The 20879-nt window shown below is 34.2% G+C and carries 15 protein-coding genes; 4 read left to right on the forward strand and 11 right to left on the reverse strand.

Going from position 1 to position 20879, the window contains the following annotated elements; translation table 11 throughout:
- The first annotated feature begins 87 nt into the window (after nt 1-87).
- Together EM808_RS16765 and EM808_RS16770 are read left to right on the forward strand one after the other, a co-directional pair.
- Nucleotides 88-1833 (forward strand): sensor histidine kinase, encoded by a 1746-nt coding sequence (locus tag EM808_RS16765; protein WP_127739342.1) that lies wholly within the window; start codon nt 88-90, stop codon nt 1831-1833.
- Nucleotides 1826-3292: a response regulator transcription factor gene (locus EM808_RS16770; RefSeq protein ID WP_127739343.1), complete on the forward strand. Its 1467-nt coding sequence runs from the start codon at nt 1826-1828 to the stop codon at nt 3290-3292. The genes EM808_RS16765 and EM808_RS16770 overlap by 8 nt, the downstream gene beginning before the upstream one ends.
- Before the next feature lie 474 nt (nt 3293-3766).
- Here EM808_RS16770 and EM808_RS16775 read toward each other — a convergent pair whose 3' ends face one another.
- From EM808_RS16775 to EM808_RS16800, 6 genes are all read right to left on the reverse strand, one after another.
- Complete coding sequence (locus EM808_RS16775) at nt 3767-4534, reverse strand: SDR family NAD(P)-dependent oxidoreductase (RefSeq protein ID WP_127739344.1); 768 nt, start codon at nt 4532-4534, stop codon at nt 3767-3769.
- 500 nt (nt 4535-5034) lie between these two features.
- A complete protein-coding gene (locus EM808_RS16780; RefSeq protein ID WP_127739345.1) occupies nt 5035-5859 on the reverse strand; it encodes a histidine phosphatase family protein in 825 nt (274 codons plus the stop codon).
- 227 nt (nt 5860-6086) lie between these two features.
- Nucleotides 6087-7517, reverse strand: coding sequence for a glycoside hydrolase family 1 protein (locus EM808_RS16785; protein WP_127739346.1), 1431 nt, complete (start codon nt 7515-7517; stop codon nt 6087-6089).
- Nucleotides 7510-7872, reverse strand: coding sequence for a PTS lactose/cellobiose transporter subunit IIA (locus tag EM808_RS16790; RefSeq protein WP_127739347.1), 363 nt, complete (start codon nt 7870-7872; stop codon nt 7510-7512). The genes EM808_RS16785 and EM808_RS16790 overlap by 8 nt, the downstream gene beginning before the upstream one ends.
- 20 nt (nt 7873-7892) lie before the next feature.
- Nucleotides 7893-9143, reverse strand: coding sequence for a PTS sugar transporter subunit IIC (locus EM808_RS16795; protein ID WP_127739348.1), 1251 nt, complete (start codon nt 9141-9143; stop codon nt 7893-7895).
- Nucleotides 9144-9167: 24 nt separating this feature from the next.
- The gene (locus tag EM808_RS16800; RefSeq protein ID WP_127739349.1) at nt 9168-9476 is read right to left on the reverse strand and encodes a PTS sugar transporter subunit IIB; all 309 of its coding nucleotides are present in this window, start codon (nt 9474-9476) and stop codon (nt 9168-9170) included.
- A gap of 182 nt (nt 9477-9658) precedes the next feature.
- On the opposite strand from EM808_RS16800, the gene EM808_RS16805 reads away from it, so the two are divergent.
- The gene (locus tag EM808_RS16805; protein ID WP_127739350.1) at nt 9659-11560 is read left to right on the forward strand and encodes a BglG family transcription antiterminator; all 1902 of its coding nucleotides are present in this window, start codon (nt 9659-9661) and stop codon (nt 11558-11560) included.
- Nucleotides 11561-12078: 518 nt separating this feature from the next.
- Here EM808_RS16805 and EM808_RS16810 read toward each other — a convergent pair.
- The 4 genes from EM808_RS16810 to EM808_RS16825 form a co-directional block, all read right to left on the reverse strand.
- A complete protein-coding gene (locus EM808_RS16810; RefSeq protein WP_127739351.1) occupies nt 12079-12375 on the reverse strand; it encodes a putative quinol monooxygenase in 297 nt (98 codons plus the stop codon).
- Between the two features lie 1094 nt (nt 12376-13469).
- Entirely contained in the window at nt 13470-14636 is a 1167-nt protein-coding gene (locus tag EM808_RS16815) for an FtsW/RodA/SpoVE family cell cycle protein (protein ID WP_235856636.1), read from the reverse strand.
- Between the two features lie 556 nt (nt 14637-15192).
- Entirely contained in the window at nt 15193-16365 is a 1173-nt protein-coding gene (locus tag EM808_RS16820) for an iron-containing alcohol dehydrogenase (RefSeq protein WP_127739353.1), read from the reverse strand.
- A 319-nt stretch (nt 16366-16684) separates the two neighbouring features.
- Nucleotides 16685-17212, reverse strand: coding sequence for an ECF transporter S component (locus tag EM808_RS16825; protein WP_127739354.1), 528 nt, complete (start codon nt 17210-17212; stop codon nt 16685-16687).
- A 148-nt stretch (nt 17213-17360) separates the two neighbouring features.
- Between EM808_RS16825 and pdxR the strand changes: the two genes are divergently transcribed.
- Entirely contained in the window at nt 17361-18758 is a 1398-nt protein-coding gene (gene pdxR / locus EM808_RS16830) for a MocR-like pyridoxine biosynthesis transcription factor PdxR (RefSeq protein WP_205685866.1), read from the forward strand.
- Nucleotides 18759-19841: 1083 nt separating this feature from the next.
- Here pdxR and EM808_RS16835 read toward each other — a convergent pair.
- Nucleotides 19842-20858 (reverse strand): 2,3-butanediol dehydrogenase, encoded by a 1017-nt coding sequence (locus tag EM808_RS16835; protein WP_127739355.1) that lies wholly within the window; start codon nt 20856-20858, stop codon nt 19842-19844.
- Nucleotides 20859-20879 lie beyond the last annotated feature (21 nt).

Genomic DNA, 20879 nt, shown 5'->3' on the forward strand with positions numbered 1-20879 from the left:
ATAGGTTTATAATAATGTAGATGAAGTATATTTTTTTTCACTGTTATGGTATACTTTTTTTAGATTTTCCAAGGGTTGGTGGTAGCTGTGAAAATACAAAGAAAATTGGTGCTATACACTTTAGTTATTACAGGTTTGTCCTTAATATTTCTTGGGCTCTCATCATTCACCTATTATTACACTAATTCATCCAAAGAAATGAAAGCGAATACAAACATGGTGATGAATCAAGCAATGACTACTATCAATCATCAAATTGATGAATTAGACATACTCACGGAAAAGGCCCAATTTTACTCTAAAAGCTCTTACAACCTAATGAATGATTTACACAAATATAACTCAACTAATTATTCCAATGAAGATACTTATCATACAAACGAAGAAGTGCGAGGTATTTTTTCTACGCTACTTTATCGAACAGATTACATAAACTTCTTGGCTATTATCACACCTAATGGTCATATTTTTTCCTACTCCAATACACATAAAGATTTTTCCTATGGATTTAACCCACTTCATGAAAAATGGTATAAAGAAGCAGTGCAAGCAAAAGGAGATATTGTTCTTAACATACAACAAGAAAATGATAATATAGTGAATGGTAAAGGAGAACCTACACTTTTCTTTACAAGAGCTGTTTATGACTTTTATTCCAGGAAATTGCTAGGAGTCATGCTTGTTAATTGTGAAACCGATTATTTTGACTTTCTTTCTGAAGACTCATTGCGGAATATAAAGGGTTTTCAGTTAATAAAAGCTACTTCACAAGAAACACTCTATGAAAATATTAATGATTCACAGCAGACAAATTCCTATCTACATAAGGAAACTTTAACCTCAAAAAAATATCCTGTTAAGATTACAGCTTTTATTGATTATAGTAGCTATCATGAGCTTTTATCCAAAACACTCATAACCATCATTATTATCTTATTATCTGTACTGTTTGCTTCATTCATTCCATTATATTACTTCTCTAAAAGATTCACTTCGCCCATTATTCAACTATCAAGAGTAATGGGTGATAATTCGCGTAATAATGTATATACAATCGAGGAAACAAAGTATACTACGAGAAAAAATGAAATTGGAACACTATATAAGGAATATGAAAAAATGATAGTTACACTAAACCAGTATCTTATAGATAAGATTGCCTATGAGAAGACTCTGTTAAAAACAGAAATGGATGTTTACAAAAATCAGATTGATTCCCATTTTCTCTACAATACATTAGAATCTATCAATTCTTTGGCAGAACTTGAAAATATGGATGATATCTCCTCTATAACACTTGCCCTTTCTGATATGTTTCGATATGCATCAAATGGATTTGTTAATGAATCGCAGCTAAGCAATGAATTGAAACACGTGGAAGATTATCTTAAGATACAGGAAATACGATATCAAAAAAAATTGAATTACAAAGTATTTATGCACCCTGCCGAACTTTATTATTCAACAGTCCCTAAACTAATCCTTCAACCTTTGATTGAAAATGCAATTAACCATGGATTTAATAGAGGAAGAATGGACGGACAAATAAGCGTAAACGTGTCATGTAAAGAGAATGATCTTTTGATTCAAGTTTGTGATAATGGCAAAGGCATGTCTAAGGAACAATTAGACACTATTAGAAAGCAATTAAAGCAAGCCTCTATTAAAATTAAGCATACCGAATCGCATATTGGTTTAATTAATATACAAACAAGGCTGGTACTTACATTTGGAGAAAAGTATGGTTTATCAGTTGAAAGCCAAGAAATGAAAGGTACTACTGTAAGCGTTTTATTGCCAATATCCTTAGAGAGGACAGAAAACTATGTATAATTTTATCATCGTGGATGACGAGGACCTTATTCGCAAGGGTACACTTAAAAAAATAGACAAATTGAACTTACCTATTACCTGTGTTGGGGAAGCTACCAATGGATTTGAAGCAATGGAACTGCTACAGAAAAACACATCTCATTTTATTATTACAGATATGGATATGCCATTAATGGATGGAAGTCAATTACTAGACAATATTATAAGAAGTTACCCGAATATTAAGGTAATTATCATTAGTGGATTTGAAAATTTTTCATATGCCCAAAAAGCAATCCAAGCCAAAGCGGTTAGTTATATTTTAAAACCATTCAGTAAAGAAACACTTTGCTCTGCATTAGAACAAATTTTAGAAGCACTTCATCAGGAGGAAAAACAGCTTACTAATCCCATGGCAGAAACAGAACTAACATTATTAAGTCATTTTATCATTGGCAATATCACATTCTCTAAAATTCTGCCGCAAACAATCCTGAGCTTAACGGACAAAAAGTTAACTTTGGCTACTATTTATTTCAAGAAAACTATCAATTGGAATTCGGTAACTATTCCTTATACTATGTTACTGCATCCTCAAAATGATAAAATAGCTTTTTTACTTTTAGAGGAAGGTGTATCAGAATTAGCCTTACCTTTTCCCTCTAACTCTTACTTATGTGGTATAAGCAGGGAATTCAATCATCCTTCTCAGCTACATGAAGCTTATACACAAACGATTGCTGCACTTAATAAGAGGAGATTTCTAGATGAAATGCCTCTCTATTATTACCAAAAGGATACAAGCAGCCGTGAGATTATTTTTGATAATATAGATGAGATCCTATTCTTCATAGAATCTGGCAACAGTCAACAATTAAAAAATCAATTAACTACATTATTCCATGGGATGATAACATCCCATCATATGACTTTAAATGAATTAAAAAAATTTGGTCTCTATATTATCGAGCAAACAAAGGGTATGTTAAATAACCGTTTTAACTTTAGTACGAATTATACATTACCAATTATAGATAAGACAGTCCAGGAAACTATCTTTTCTTTTAATGAATTGATAGAATACTTCCTTGTTTTTCTTTCTAACATTGCGGAAAGCATGCGTAACGAGAAAATATATGCCTCACAGGATACAATTGAAAACGTAAAGAAATATATTCTTAAGAATTATGATAAGAATATTAAGTTAGATTTCTTATCTGATATCTTCTTTCTCAACAGCACTTATTTATCTACTTTATTTAAAGAAAGAACGGGTCAGAAATATATAGACTTCTTGAATTCTGTCCGCATTGAAAATGCAAAAGAATTATTAAAGAAATCAGAACGAAAAATCAGCCACATATCGAAAGCAGTCGGCTATGATAACCCCAAATACTTCTTTCGTGTTTTCAAAAAATATACTGGTTTATCACCGGAACAATATAAAAAGCAAGTACAGAGTAAGGTTAACCCCTTGTAAAGGTCATTTTATATATTGAGATAAGCAGTATTACGAAGGTGATTAATGGAACTTAAAAATGTACAAAAGTGATTGTTTAAGTATGTACAGCTTGTTCACTGAAGCTGCATTATATTATGCGTATTTTTATAAACGCAACTTGGAAATTATTTCTCATCAAATAACACTGCCGAGTTTCTATCATAAGCCAGTTTTTAATTTATTACAGGCATGCCGCCAAGATTGTTACATAAATATTTTTTCTTATCTAAAAAGCAATTGCAACCTACACACTTCTGCAGTATATAAAGAGAAACTGTTTTCTAACAACTTTTCGTATAAAAGAGATCAGAATTGTTCAGGCGACCAAATGATACCCTGATTCAACTCAACAAAGGCACCAATCTTTAGATTCAAAACTTATTCTTCCATTTCCTACGCAAAAAAGGAGTAGAAATCCTACTCCTTTTTTGCTTGATTTTTTGATAATTAATATTAAACGTTAAATAAACCACCATCAATAGTATAAGAGGATGAAGTAACATAAGAAGATTCATCAGATAGTAAAAAGGCAATAACATTTGCCACTTCTTCCGGTTCACCATATCGTTTCATAGGAACAGCATCATTATAAGCATGTTTTGCTGCTTCAGCATCTTCTGAAACATTTGCTTCAATATTACGCATCATTTGCGTATTAATGACACCTGGATTAACAGTATTCACACGTACATTATAAGCTGCTGCTTCTAAAGCTGCTACTTTATTAATACCCATTACAGCATGTTTGGATGAATTATATAAAACCATACTTGGTGCTCCAGTTAACCCAGCAACTGAGGATGTATTAACAATGGAGCCAGCATTCTGTTGTTTCATCACAGGCAATACATGTTTTAGACCAAATAATACGCCTTTTACATTAATGCCATAAACAAAATCAAATTCTTTTTCTGTGATTTCTTCGATTGGTTTTGCTGGTCCTTCAACTCCCGCATTATTAACAAAACCATCAATTCGACCAAATTTAGCTATTGTTTGTTCTACATAATTTTTAACATTCTCTTCATTCGATACGTCAGTTTGTACAACTAAACTATTATCTTGTGTTAATTGAAGCTCTGATTGTACAGATTCGATTGCTTCTTTGTTTAAATCAACTAGTACTACCTTTGCTCCACCACTAACTACTTTCTTCACTACTTCTTTCCCTATACCGCCTGCTGCTCCTGTAACTATAATAACTTTATCTTGAAAATTCATTTTCCATTCCCCTTTTATATATATTGAATTGCGATATCTCAAATTAATAATAACATAGGTTATTTTAAATAACCAACAATTGAACTCAATTAACTTAACCATTCTAAAATTCATATAATTAAATGTTTATCATTTGCACTTTTCTTTTCAAGTTAATGTGCTAAATCTACAAGTAGAAATAGCATATTATCGTAACCTTATTATATAAAACTGCCAGGTTTGTCCCATAAGAAAAGGACTTCCTGTTATAAAGGAAATCCCTCGATTGTTTAGCGTAATTGATCATCATATTGGCCTTTATCTTTACTGTCACATCAAAAAATCATTTTGCTTTCTGTCCTTTTCAGCATTAGATAAATCACTAATAGAGTCTATAATACATTTTTTATAGCTTTAAGAAGAATAGTTTTATATGCCTGCCATTTATATACCATATCCTAGCTTAAAGTAGGTAAGTAAAAAACATTGCTAATTTCAAGTTCTGCTTGAAAACCATCTTATTATCTGGATTTTCCCTCCTCTGCATACTTCAATTCATTTACCTCTAATACCTTCCAAACATTCCCATCAAACTCCAACTTTGTTACACTACCATTAGCAAACCCTTCTGCTGGTACTATACTAGCGTCAATTTGTGAAAGGATTGTTCCCATTGTTATTCCGTGGGAAACCACTAATACATCACCACCACCATTTTCATAGGCTTCATTTGCAATGGATTCAAACTCCGAGAACGATCTTTCTTTCAATTCTTCATAACTTTCTGCCTCTCCAGAAGAATCAATTTCCGCAACGGCATTCATAATTTTTTCAATAATATTGCCACCACTAGCTAAAAGCTCTTCTTGGTTATCGAAACCCAAGTGCTTAGCAGCATCTCCCCACATGACTTCATTTTTTTCTCCTTCATACGCACCAAAATAACCTTCACGAATACCTTGCTTTTGAACTAACTCTATGCTTTTTGCATCCGTTTTATTTTCTGCTAAAATCAAGTTAGCTGTTTGTATTGCTCTCCCACTGTCGCTTGAATAAGCAGCAATGAATGGAATTTCAGCCAATCCTTTTCCCACATTTTTAATTAATTCTTCCCCCTCAGGAATTAAGGGTCCGTCCGCCCAGCCTTGAGCGCGGTCTGTGTTATTTAAAATTGTTTTACCATGGCGCACAAGATAAATGGTTGCATTTCCTGGTTCCTTTTGCTCTTCTGCTGTTTGATTCTCCTCATTTGAGCTCTCGTTTACATTTTGATTTGAACTTGCACAAGCTGCTAAACTAAACATCATTACTAGCATTAAAATGACACACAAAAACTTCCTTTTCATCTTTATTCCTCCACTTCAATTATTTATTGATAAAGACTCTGGAAAAATTCACAAAGCCTCTCACAATCTCAATAAAAAAACCCGACCTAATAAGTAGACGCAATTACTTAGCGCCTCATATCAGTTCAGGTTATGCCCTATTAAGGTAACATTCCATTATGGATATTGATTATATTAAATTTTATTTAACTTCTCATTTCTTCTACTTGGCAGAAAAGAACTACGACTTATACTTCTCCATTTGTTTCAATTACTTTCTTATACCAATAATAGCTGTCTTTACGTATGCGTTGCTGGGTGCCCTCTCCGTAGTCGTCTTGATCTACAAATATAAAGCCATAGCGTTTTGACATTTCCGAGGAGGAGCAGCTGATAATATCAATAGGTCCCCATGCATAATAGCCACGCAGATCCACACCATCTTTGATGGCTTCTTTCATTTGTTCGATATGGGAACGAAGATAGTCAATTCGGTAAGTATCATGAATTTTACCATCTTCTAATTTGTCATAGTACCCAACACCATTTTCTGTAATATAAATTGGACATTGATAACGGTCATAGAAAAGGTTTAAATAGGTTCGTAGTCCAACAGGATCAATGGACCAACCCCATGGATTTGCATCCAATTGAGGATTACGATGGTCTTCATTACCATTGGCAAAACTATCGGCATCACAAATACGAGTATAATAGTAGGAGAAAGACATAAAGTCGGCTGTATTCTTCAGTGCCGCTTCATCGCCTTCACCGAATTTGATATTTATTCCACTATCATCAAAATATCGAAAAGCATAACCAGGATAGTACCCGCGAAGCAATACGTCTGCAAAGAAGTATTCCATTTGATTATGGCGAACAGTTGCGAAAACGTCTTCTGGTTTAGCTGTAGCTGAATATGCCGGACCCCCGCATAACATCATCCCGATTTGTAAATTCGGATAATTTTCGTGAGCGTATTTTGTCGCATGACCACACGCAACCATCTCATTGTGAACACCTTGATATTTTGCTTCCATCAGGTTTTCAACTTTATCTTCGGCAATTCCTAAATGGTTAAATGATTCGTGACCGATTAAATTAATTTGGTTTATGATAATCCAATATTTCACTTTAGTATGATATCGATCAAATAATACATTACAGAAGCGAGTAAAGAATTCAATCAATTCACGAGAATACCAGCCATTATAAGCCGTTGTTAAGTGTAATGGCATTTCATAGTGAGAAACAGTAATCATTGGGATCATCCCATTTTTAATGATTTCATCAATTAGATCATCATAGAATTTTAAACCTGCTTCATTCGGCTCCAATTCGTCCCCATTTGGAAAAATACGAGTCCAAGCAATAGATGTCCTGAATGTTTTAAGGCCCATTCCTGCCAATAGTTTCAAATCTTCTTTGTACGTGTGATAGAAATTTATTCCCCAACGTTTAGGAAAAATATGATTCGTGCTTTTTATAGAATTCTCAATGTATTTTGTATCAAGCTCCCTGTTTGATTTTTGGTCAATAGGAATATCTGCGCGAAATTCGTTAATATCTGCAACACTTAGTCCCTTTCCGTCTACATCATACGCACCCTCGGCCTGGTTGGCCGCAATGGCTCCACCCCATAAAAAATCTTTTGGAAATCCAGTCGGTACTCTACTCATGTTCATTCACCCTTTTTAACCTTTCTAATATAGTTAAACGAGCATCATATGCTTCAAATATTTTAATCATACGTTTAGCAATATTAATCTCACTATAAATTGTCATTAAAGTATCCTGAGCATGGGCAAAAAGCACAGAATATTCCCCAGCCTCCCCTTGCGTTTCGTTTGTAATGCAATTCGTTTGAATCCTATGTGCTTTAACAATTTCATCATTAGCGCGTTTTATTTCGTCTTTTGCTTTATCAAAATCACTGTTTTCAATCGCTTTTAAACCGTTCATACAATGTAGTCGTGCATCTCCTGCATGGAGAATGATTTGCATCGCATCCTGAACCTTTTTTTCTTCAAGCATGTTCAAATCTCCTCGAAATATTATTTTGCTGGGCGTAGTGAAGCTTTTTCTTCTTTTGTTTCATTTTGCATTTCCTGTTGTTCATATACTTTAAAAAATGGATACCAAATGAACGTAGCTGCAACTAAGCAAATTAGCATTAATAGTATTCCTGTAATCGTTCCAGTTGTAACCCATGTAGAAATAGGGAAGGGAACATACCATAAGTCAAATACAATTCTAGGAATTGGCGCAAAGTTGATCACTTTTGTTCCAATCCAAATGATTGTTGGCAATACGATGGAGATAATCCACATTGGAAGCATCATAATCGGATTCCAAGCAATCGCTCCAAAGACTATCGGTTCATTAATATTAAAGATACCAGGAGTGATACTTGCTCTTCCAAATGCTTTCAGTTTTGCATTTTTTGAGAAGGCCATCATGATAACCAAAGGTAATGTTGCACCGATACCACCTATCCATAGATAAGCAGAAAAGATCGTTTCAGAAGTAACAAGGTAGCTAGCGCCAGCTGTTGCATTTGCGGTAATTGCTGCTAAAAAAACGGGCTTTGTTACTGGTGTAAGCACCCACGATGAAATACCCATTGTATATAAGAAACAGGTAATAAAACTAACAAGTATGAATCCCCAAGGTGTTTCAATAATGTTTGCCAATGGCATAAAGAAGCCTAAAATCGAGTTGTATAAATCAAAACCTGCTATATCAACTACTAACCAAGCAGCGACGATTACAACGCCAATTGGAAGCATCGCATCAAACCAGGCTCTTACAAAATCAGGGATAATAGATTCCTCTTTAAAGAATGAAAAACTCCCAAAAATCCCCATTACCCAACCAGTAAAAACACCTGCTACTATCGCGACGAACATACCACCAGCACCTAAGGATGCATGGCCAAAGCCAACTGTTTTATCCGCAACTATTTGAGGAGTTACAGTGATTAGAAATGTAATAAGGCCTGAACAACCAGCAATAAAACGTTGTTTACGCAATCGTTTCTTTTCCATTAGGTTAAAAGGTATTAAGAATGAGATTAATAAGGATAGTACTCCCATTGTCCAGCCGAATAATGTCCAAAAATTCGGGTAATTATTTATCTTGAATACATCACCAGGGATGGTAAGTAAACAAAATACAGATCCTAATAGGATAAACGGAAGTAATTGCATTATCGAATCTTTTAGGGTTACGACCCACACATTATGATTAACTTTGCTCATTTTTGGGGAAAAATCATTTTCAAGCCATTTAATCATTTTATCCATTCTCTAACCCCCGCCCTTATTAGTTTAGAATTCCTTTAAAAGATCTTCTAACGCCGCATCTCCATCAAGAGTGGAATAATAGGTAGGTTTCATCAACAAAACCTTCACATTCGTTTCACCAATATAGTCTTCGATTTCATCCAATATATAGGCCAAGTGAGGGCCTACCATTAAGGCATCAATCTCATCAATGTAGTTTTCAATTTCTGCTTCACCACGGGCCTTAATGTTAATGTCAAGATTCCGCTTCGCGGCTGCTTTACGAATGTTTGCCGCCATAAAACCTGAACTAGCTCCAGACCCACACACCAGTAATACGTTTAATTTCACCATGTTTACTCCCTCCATCTTCTATAATTGTAAGCGTTTTATCCCTTGCTATTACTATAAATTGTTTCTCGACAACTCTCAAATATCGATTTACACTATAATGGTGCAAACAGTTGTATGGTCTCGTTTGGTGAATAAATATTACGATGCAAAAATATTAAAACCTTTATAAGGAGGTTAACGTGTTGAATGTTAAATATAGAAATATTCTTCGACAATTAAGTATGCAATCTGACTGGACTCCTTCCACCCAGCTTGCCAAAACAAATGGCATCTCTAAACGAAGTGTGAAAACCTATATTGCCGATATTAATTCCATGGCAGAAGGTTTGATTATTGCATCGAAAAAGGGGTATAAAGTGGATTTAAAAAAGTTAAATTCCTTTTTCGTGTATACGAATGACGTCATTCCACAGTCTCCGAGCGAGCGTACCGTTTATTTGCTAAAACGTCTGGTAAATTCAGATATTCCGCTTGATCTTTATGATTTAAGTGATGAATTATTTGTCAGTGAAATAACATTAAAGAATGATTTACGCAAAGCAAGAAAGCGCTTAACAGAACACCAATTAGAATTAAATATGTCTGGGGAAACCATTCAAATTAGTGGAAACGAAAAGAACAAACGAAAATTAATGAGCGCCCTTCTTTATCGTGAGGCAAATGATAGTTTCTTAGATATTGATAAACTAAAAACGTCTTTTGAAGGTTTTGATATTGACTGTATTCGTAATGTTATAGCAGAGGTATTTTCAACCTGTCATTTTTTCACTAACGACTATGCACTGACTAATATTGTTTTACATATTGCGATTGCGATTGACCGCATGAAAAATGGATTTATCTATACAGAGCAAATGGATGGGACAGCAAACCTTGACATGGAAAATGACATAGCGCGAATCATTGCCGACCGTCTTGAAAGAAATTTTGGCGTAAAGTATTCAGAAAGTGAAATCAGAGACCTAGCACTGCTTATATCAAGCAGTGGAACAAGTATCAACTTTATGCATTTACAGCTTTCAGAATTAGAGGAAGTTGTAGGAATACGGTGTATTAATTTGATACAAAAGATTTTAGAGGATTTGCGGAATAATTATTATATTGACATTGAAGATACAGATTTTTTAATCCGTTTTACTCTTCATATTAAAAATTTACTATTACGATTAGAGAATAAATTCACTAGTAAGAACCCGTTAACTTCAACATTAAAGCAAAATACCCCCTCCATTTATGACTGTGCAGTACATGTTTCGATTACTATAAAGAAGGAAACTGGATTTACATTAAATGATGATGAGATTGCCTATATTGCTTTTCATTTAGGATACGCTTTAGAAATGCAAAAGCAAGCCAATTTAAAAATTACTTGTTCCATTTTGTTCCCTTTCTATTATAATTTCAACGCACAGCTAATGGACAAACTAAAAAAACACTTTAATGAGGATCTTTTAGTCCAACATGTTGTCACAAATGAAAGCGAGTTAAACGCATTAAATAGCGAACTTATTATTTCAGCTGTGCAGTTAAATTCAGTACCAAAGGTTCCGTTTGTGCTAATCAATCCTCTTTTTTCTAGTGTTGATATCTTTAAGGTTGCTAATAAAATCAATGAGCTGAAAGAAATGAAAAGGCGAGATTCATTCAAGCAAAATATTAGTAGAATTATGGACAAACTGCTGTTTGAAAACACCGAACAGTTTTTAACCCAAGAAGATGCCTTGAAGAGAATGTGTGAAATCATGGAACAATATGAATATGTTGATTCTGGTTTTGTTTTGAATGTAATGGAACGTGAGGCAATGTCCACCACCGCTTTTGGACGGATTGCCATACCGCATGCAATAAAAATGAATGCAACGAAGACTGGTATGTTTGTTCTAATTAGTAAGAATGGTATCCAATGGGGGGATTTTAGAGTAAACTTAGTTTTACTAATTTCCGTTAATAAAGATGATCGAAAACTTTTTCACGAGATATTCGATTCACTCGCCACCATATTGACCGAAGACGGAAATATATCAGAACTTCTCAACGCAGATAACTATCAAAACTTTATGGACATACTAGTTAAATGTTACTGAGTTTACTTTCGATCCTCCCATTTTAGGTTTATTCAAAAAATAACCATTCTTCCTTCCTAGATTGATGCTGGAAATGCGACTAAACACTTATACGTATTTATAAAGCCTTGATAAGAATTTAACTCAACTTATAGATTTATCTTTTCATTTCCCTTGTCTGTTAAAGAAGCTGCATATACTTTGTAGGTAACTTTACATTCCTCTGTTGATAAAATAATGATTTGTTCCTGCTTTAAGCATCTTTCATTCTCTGGAAAACATGGTAAAGCAGTTGGTGCTGCATAATAAATAAGGACTAAAGATCCTGATGTCTAACTATCTCCCCCGATTGTATGAAAGAAAATAAAAAACCGTCTAATTCTGTTTCCCCTCCTTGCCCCGAAACTTAATGTGAAAATCAAACTTCGGGGAGCGGGGGTACAGTTAAACGGCTCTTTAGGTCTAAATAAATGCTTTAGCGTATATTTATAAAATCATATAAACAAAATCTAGTTATTAGTCCACTACAGCAGCTGTAGTTAAGAAGGATTCGTAACAGGCGTATAAAAAGTACGCTCCCGTTTTTCGAGTAAGGGGACGATTGTATCTAATACAATCCGCTTAAAGTATAGTGTTTCTGAGTGGTCGGCAAGTGCTTGTTCGTCTTCATATTGTTCAAACAATAAAAAAGAATCTGGGTCATCTTTCGAGCGGTTAACTAGATAGTTAATACATCCTTTCTCTTCCTTCACTAACAAAATCATTTCTTTCAATGCTTGTTCTACTGTATCTCCCATACCAGCCTTACATTGATAATTTGCTGTGAGAACTATCATGTCATGTCATCTCCTTTTATTAAATAAATGAATTAATTAATATTGATAAGTATTAGTGTAATAACTCGAAATCAGACTTGGCAAGTAAAGAATCCTAAAAACATTAAAATTCTATTCCAATAACACTTGAACAAGCTCTCTTTTAAATATTTGGGACTTTGGTTTTAAATTAAAAAGTTAGTGGAATAACTAAATAACTTATTAAGATTGGAGAATGGTCTCATAACCTTTTAGATCCTTAATAAGGAAGCAAGGTTCTTTGAATGTCCTCATGTTAAGAAACATAATGTAAATTGACAGTACCCGCTTAAATGATACTTAGAAATTCTATAAATACTTCTAGCTTTTTCAGCTTTACTGTCTTTATTTACTTTGTCCTGATTAAGCTTACAATTTATGTTCAAAAAAATTAAAGTATTTCACCTCAAATTATAAAAGCAAACTCTTTCTTTCCATTTTTTTCACAAACCGAGAACAATTATATATTATTTCTTATTTCCTACTTTCCTTGTTTTAATTTATTAAAAATTGACTAAAAGGGAGTGTTTTTAGTGAACGGAAAAAGAGTCATGTATCAAGGGAAAGAATATATAGTAGTTCACAAATATGAAACTGGGTATTGTGAGTTAAAAACCTTAGAATACTTTCAGTTTATATTAGTACACGAATCAGAAATAACATTTTTAGATTAGCGAACCAGCATCATTATTTAAATTGAACTTACTAATGGTCCCTCTCCATAGTAATCGAATGGCATGGTATCCCAAAATGGAACAACTTTTATAAAGACCGTTATTTTTTCTCCTATTTACTCTCTCAAATAATGAAAAAAGGCTTCCAATTGCATACGGAAGCCCCTATTTATTTATGTTTATTTCTTCATGAATACGAATGCAAAAAATGTCCAAGTATTTTCCCCATATCTCTGACCAACATAACTGAAGTCTTTGCCATGCTGTACTGTATAAATATACTTAAACAATACTTATATCCTCTATCCACCTCTCACAATTGCTATAATAGCCAGTACACCAACAAAAGTAATGGCTCCAAGACATATTGCAGCAAATACCTTCACTCTTAATCTTAAACTGTCACGCATATTTATTTCCCTCAAACATATGGTTTTTTGTTTTGGCAGAGATGTTTAAAATTAAGGTTAATGACAACATATTGGCTAGGATGGAGCTGCCTCCATAGCTTAATAGAGGTAACGGTATACCGGTAATAGGAACTAACCCTATTACCATACCTACATTTTCAAATATATGAAATGTCAGCATAGAAACAACACCTGCAGCTATTAAGCTTTCATATTCCCCTTTACTTTTTATGGCGATAACGATTATTCGATAGATAAGGAGAAAATATAAAGTTACGACAACACTTGCTCCGAGAAATCCGTATTCCTCCCCTACCACAGAAAAGATGAAATCTGAGTGTGCTTCTGGAATGTTTACTTCTCCTTTCATGTAGCCTTTCCCGTAATTGGTGCCTGATCCAATCGCTAATATTGATTGACTTAACTGATAGCCAATACCTCCACTATATTCAAATGGGTCTAACCAAGAATGTATTCTATTTAATTGATATTGGTCTAATACCAGCAACAATGTATCCGGATAATAAATATAAATAACAACCAAGGCACCTATAGCCGACAATACAGTGGAGAAAAATATCATAAGGATTTTCCAGTTTACTCCCGATAAAAAAATGACACCAAACATGATTACAAGTATGACCATAGCCGTACCTGCATCTGGTTGCAATAGGATAAACAACAAAGGAACTAGCGTTATTCCTACTATCTTTCCAATTAATTTCATATCTGTTGAAATGGTACGATGAATATTTTTATCATTATGGTCGACAGTAATTTTAGCTAAAAACATGATTAAAAAGATTTTCATGAACTCCGAAGGCTGGACGGAGCCAACTCCTTTTATGCTAAACCATGCCTTAATTCCTTTTGTAGACGGAGCTATTGATTCTGGAGCAAAAAACAAAACTACCAACAAAAATACTCCAAACAAATATATATATAAAGACAATTTCTTAATCTGCTCCAAGTCAAAATAATAAATTACCGATGTAACAATCAATCCCACTGCATACCAAAATAATTGCATGCCCGCAAAGTCTTTATGGTACGGCAGGTACTTCTGTGCACTGTGAATGTTAATAATACTTATAGCCATAAGTAAAATAATGATGAACAATAAGGAATAATCAAAGTTGTTTCTATCTCTGCTTGCCAATGCAATTCTCCTATCCAAATCTCTTTCTCTTTTTTATTAAAAAAGTTAATTTCTTCTTTCTTTCATACCAGTATTAAGACGCAAGGGAGAAAGATCTGGTTTCAGAAAATTGGAGATTGATGAAAAAACATAAGGATTGTGCTGTAAATAAAAAGGGATAATTAGCTCCTATTACGGACTAACTATCCCTTTTTATTAAGCTACTTATATCATTTTTTTGGATTTTTACTGCAAACACTTTTACCGGTTTCATCCTGAAAAAAAGGAAATGCTGTCATTGTTATCACATTATTCAAGGTTATTATAAAGTGCCCCAAACTGAAAAATTTTCAGAAGAATTATGTTGAAGAATAAATAGAATTACGATAACTATTATTACTGCGAAAAGTAAGCTTAAACCCATTCGTTTCATGTTATCACCTAGCCTTAATTATGAATAGCCAATTATATAATAGTTATTTCGGATTTTCCAGGCCTTTTCCTAAACTCTTTTTCCACTTAAATTCTATTTAAAAAAAGCAGCAGACAAATATCTACTGCTTTTCTATTTCTTATTTTACAAAGAAGCTTTTAGGATAGATAAAATATCTATCTTATTTAACTTTTTAAAGTTGCCAAAGCCTCCATACTCCATCTCACGGGCAGCTATTTCTGCTATTTCGTCAAGTCTTTCTTCACCAATATCGTAATCAGCTAATCTTGATGGTGCTCCAAGGCTTGACCAGAAAGCACTTAGCTTATCAATTCCTTCTAAAGCAATTTCTCTGTCACTTTTTCCTGTTGTATCAATATCAAACATACTCAGCATTAGACGCTTCATACGAACTACATCTTTATCTAGAACGTATCTCATCCAATTTGGGAATAAAATTGCCAATCCGCCTGCATGGGGAATATCATAAACTGCTGAGACAGCATGCTCCATTGTATGAGAAGCCCAGTCGCCGAAGTACCCCATTTGAAGTGTGCCATTTAATGCAATTGTTCCTGAAAATAGAATCGTTTCTCGATGTTCGTAGCTTTGTAAATCCTCCAGCAATTTCGGTGCTGTTTCAATCACTGTTTGTAATACGGAGTAGCACATACGGTCTTGTAATGGTGTGTTTTTCACATTATGGAAATATTGTTCAAATACGTGACTCATCATATCTACCATACCATAAACTGTTTGATCTCTTGGAGCAGACATAGTATTAACAGGGTCTAAAATAGAAAAAGAAGAGTGTGTTACATCACTTCCCCACACATATTTTTCATTTGTTTCCCAATTAGTAATAACAGAATCCGGGTTCATTTCAGAGCCGGTTGCTGCTAGTGTTAAGACTGTTCCGAACGGTAGCGCTTTTGTAGCAGTTACTTTTTTGTTGATGATATCCCAAACATCACCGTCATACAGGGCACCAGCAGCGATAGCTTTTGTACAATCAATAACACTTCCTCCGCCAACAGCTAATAAGAAATCAATTTTTTCATTTTGACAGATAGCAATTCCTTTTTTTACCGTAGATAATCTCGGATTCGGTTCTACGCCAGCTAGCTCTAGCACATTTACATTTAAATCTTTTAATAACGTAACAACTTGATTATATAATCCGTTTCGTTTAATGCTTCCTCCACCGTAAACGAGTAAAATATTTTTTCCGTATTTAGGAATTTCCTCTGCTATTGCTTCAAGCTGATTTTTTCCAAAGATTAATTTTGTGGGATTACGATAAGTAAAATTTTCCATAAAACATGTATACCTCCTTGATGAATTTTATGTACATGGTCGCATTTCGCAAACAAGAATGTAAGTATAATCATAAAATCAAATAAAAACAAGAAAAAAGTACTCGATTCGCGTACTTTCCTCTTGTTTATTTTCAGTATACTTCCAGTTCATTATCAGATGGAATACAAAATGATTACTGTTAAATGGAGTGGATGGTTGCAAAAAGGCATTAATCCTTGTAGGAATAATGCCCTCGATTACCATATTGTTTTTATAGAAGATTTACAAATAAACCTGTATAAAGTAAGCCATAAACAACTTCGATAAACCCTGTTAATTATATGGAATTAGAACGCCCAACCCTTTTCATAAATCCATTTGCAAGTGGCACGACAATGACACCAGCAAGGACGAGCTGCATGATATTACCTGGGATGGAGCCGAATGGCTGAATCCAGTTTCCGTAAAGGACAACTTCTGTAAAATAGTAGCCGACAACTTTGATAATTAGGGCAACAACTACTGCCAGTACATGTACGTAAACCTTTTTGCCTGGCATTTTTTCAGCAATAAGTCCTGCAACATAGCCCATTGCGCCAACGATAACAAAAGTAAACGGAGCCCATAACGTCCAGCCTGAAACAATATCGAACAGAGCCATTCCGAAGGCTCCTACTATTGCGCCTGATTTTTTGCCAAAAACAAAGGCAGCAATCAAAAGCGGTACGTTGCCCAAATGAATAAGTCCCCCATTACCCATCAGCGGCAGCCTGATATTGATAAACATTGTAGCCAGAAACGTTAAAGTAATAAATAGTGCATTGAGAACCAGAATTCTTGTTTTGTTTTGTTCTGTCGTGAACATGTAAATCCCCCTTGTCATTCCACGTGGTTGTATTCCAATTTATAAAAAGAATTTCCACTTCTTTAATGATTACTAGTATAATGAAATCTGACAATATAAAAAGTGCCACTTTTTCAAAAAACAACATGGTCAGAACGGAGGGTTCCAAATGGATATGCTAATGTTTGAACTGAATAAAAACACAACAAAACCCTTGTATGAACAGCTTTATATTGGCATTAAAAATGCTATTTTGAGTCAACAAATTGAAGTTGGCACAAAACTTCCCTCCAAAAAAAAGTTGGCCGAATTTTTGAACATCAGCCAAACAACCATTGAGGTGTCGTATGCTCAGCTGATTGCAGAGGGCTTTATTGTGTCAAAACCGCGGATTGGTTATTTTGTAGAGGATATTAATGAATTACCTTATATTGAAACAGAACAGGTTGAGTTGCCTGTGGAGCATGCAGAAAATCAAAATATTCAATTTGACTTTCATCCAGGAAAGGTCGATACAGACTCCTTTCCTTTTCCACTGTGGAGAAAATACGCAAAAAATTTATATGATCTTCCTTCTAAGGAATTGTTACAGAATGGAGAACCTCAAGGGGAATACACATTAAGGACTGAAATAGCAAAATACCTGTATCAATCACGGGGAATTGTGTGTAAACCAGAGCAAATTGTCATTGGTTCAGGAACAGAACAGCTCCTTCCAATGATTTTAAGACTGCTTGAAAATGATTCAAACTTTGCCCTTGAAAATCCTGGCTATTCGGCCATCCCTCGAATTCAACTGCAAAATAAAGCAATCCCGATACCAGTTGATGAAGATGGATTGATTGTCGATGAACTGGAAAAAACAAATGCAAATGTAGTTTACATCACGCCATCCCACCAGTTTCCGACTGGTGCAGTCCTGTCCGCCACAAGAAGAACACAGCTGATGCATTGGGCAGCAAAGCTCGAAAATCGCTACATCATTGAAGACGATTATGACAGTGAATTTCGATACACCGGAAAACCGATTCCCGCCTTGCAAGGAATGGATCAAAACGATAAGGTGATTTATCTAAGTACATTTACGAAGTCATTGATGCCTTCATTACGAGTTGCCTATTTTGTTTTGCCTTCCCCATTGCTGAAAAAATATAAGGAAACATTCAGTTATTATTCAGCAACAGTTCCAAGATTCGATCAGCATATAGTAGCAAGCTTCATGAGAGACGGTTATTTTTCAAAACACTTAAACCGAATGCGGAAAATTTATCGTAAAAAGCTCGATAAACTGACCCATATCTTTCATACAGATTATCCTGAAGTTATCATCACTGGAGATCAGGCCGGGATGCACATTTTAATTTCCCTTCCCCTCCAAAAAAGTGAAAAGGAGCTACAAACAATTGCTGCAGAAAGCTCTATCGCCATTTACCCTGTAATTGATTATCTGTTAAAGCCAATAGATTATAAGTATCCAACGTTTTTGTTAGGATTTGGCGGTATCCCATTTGAGAAAATCGAGGAAGGCATACACCAATTGATGCAATGCTGGGGAATAGCAAGATAATTAATGAGATAGCTTATGTTTTTTCATATTAATTATTTAAAGGCATATAAGCGGAAACTGCTTTCGTATTTTTATATCTTTGATTTCAATCACGTATTCTTAAGGTAACTATTCCAAAGACTGTAGGTAGGAGGTTGTTCTCCTTTTACGTGCAAAAGCCTTGATATTTCAGGGCTTTTTGTTGGTATTAAAATATCCAAATTACAATAGCGGAGTCAACTAAAAGGAAAAGCTACTCTTTTTAGAAAGTAGTCTTAAAATATCATTAAAAATATTAAACATTAGAGTAAAAGTCCTTGAAAGATTGACAATATTCAAAATATTATAAGTGAAGTATTTATTTTTTTTTTTTATCCCTATAATGGGAATTGAGTAGGTGAGAAAATGAAGAAATTATCTAATGTTTTAATATTCGTCCTATTAATGGGATGTCAATTCTTTATGTTAGGTTATAGGTATAAGCTAGTTGATGAAGATGAATATTATCACTTCATACAATTGTTCCAAACAGATATTAACTATAAACTTGTCTTGATAATGCTAATCCTATTCATAATAGCAACTGTTTCATTTTTTGTTTATTTTTCTCTTAAATTTTATTTAATAATAGCCAATAAAGTTTTAAATTTACAGTTGAATGCCCATTTTGTGTACTATTTAGTTTCTATAAATCTAATCATTACTGCATTTCAAGTGTTAATACAAGAAATAATCAGCAAAAACTTACTGCTTTCTTTATACTTAAATCCCCTAGTTTTACTTAGCATAACAATTATTTTTATACTTCTGATTTACAAAACAAAAAGGGTATTAAATTCCCTCTTACTTTCTATGCTATTTTACATAGTCAATATATTTATTACACTTATTTTTGTATAAAAAACGACATAGAAAAGAAACTGGGACAAAACTAAAATACAGCCTTCTAAACACGAATAAAAAATAATTTTTTTCTAACTTTGAAATACTGGGACTTGGGTTAATAAAGTATGGATTCGTGATTAAAAATTAAAAAAACTGAACTATTATTCGATAATCGAGAAAATAGTTCAGTTTTAACCTAGATTTATATACTTTTGTTCATTAGCTCGGACGAACTAAAATTTTACATTCTTTTTTATCACTTATCAGTTTCTCAAAACCGTCTTCCACAATATTATCTAACGCTATAATACTTGTGATGACTGGTTCAACGTTCAATGAACCCTTCGACAACAAATCGATCGCTTGGGCAAAGATATTATTATAACCTAGAGAGGAATTGATTTTTTTCTCACTGACTACTTGAGTTGTCGGGTGATATGTAATTGGATTAGCGAACACACTTACAATCATGAACTCACCATTAGGTTTGATGCAGTCAAGCGATTGGTTGAAGGTAGCTTCCACACCAGCAACGTCAAAGGAAACATCCACTCCACCGTTTGTATGTTCTTTAATAACTTGAACGGCATCCTCTTCCAGCGGATTGATTACAACATCTGCTCCCATTTTCAGTGCTAAATTTCTGCGTTCCTCACTAACCTCCGCTACGAAAATCTTACTAGCTCCTGCTGCTCTTAAACTTTCAGATAACAGTAGTCCGATTGGTCCTGCCCCAAAAAGAGCGACACTATCGCCAATTTTGAACTTGCTTTTCCTAATTGCCTGCAATACAACAGCAAGAGGTTCTACTAAAGCTGCAAATTCATAGCTTAGTGAATCAGGCAATAAAAATAAATTAGCCTCTTTCACTACAACATATTCAGCGAAGCCGCCGTTTTCGTGAATGCCATATGATTTCATATCAGGACAAATATTATAATTCCCTGTTTTACATGTATCACACTCACCACAGCCCCAAATAGGTTCAATAGCAACTCTGTCGCCAGCTTTAAATTTAGTTACATTACTGCCGACTTCAACAATCTCACCAGTAAATTCATGACCTAAAATCATTTTATCTTCTGTTACAAAGGTTTTATGTAAATATTCATGTAAATCTGTACCACATATACCTGCGAATTTAACTTTTACTTTAACAGTTCCTTCTGTAACTTCAGGTGAAGAAACTTCCTCCATTCTTACATCCTTCGAACCATAATAGACCAAAGACTTCATTTATATATCCCCCATTCTCAG

The sequence above is a fragment of the Niallia taxi genome (assembly GCF_004005475.1).
GTDB classification, from domain to species: domain Bacteria; phylum Bacillota; class Bacilli; order Bacillales; family Cytobacillaceae; genus Niallia; species Niallia taxi.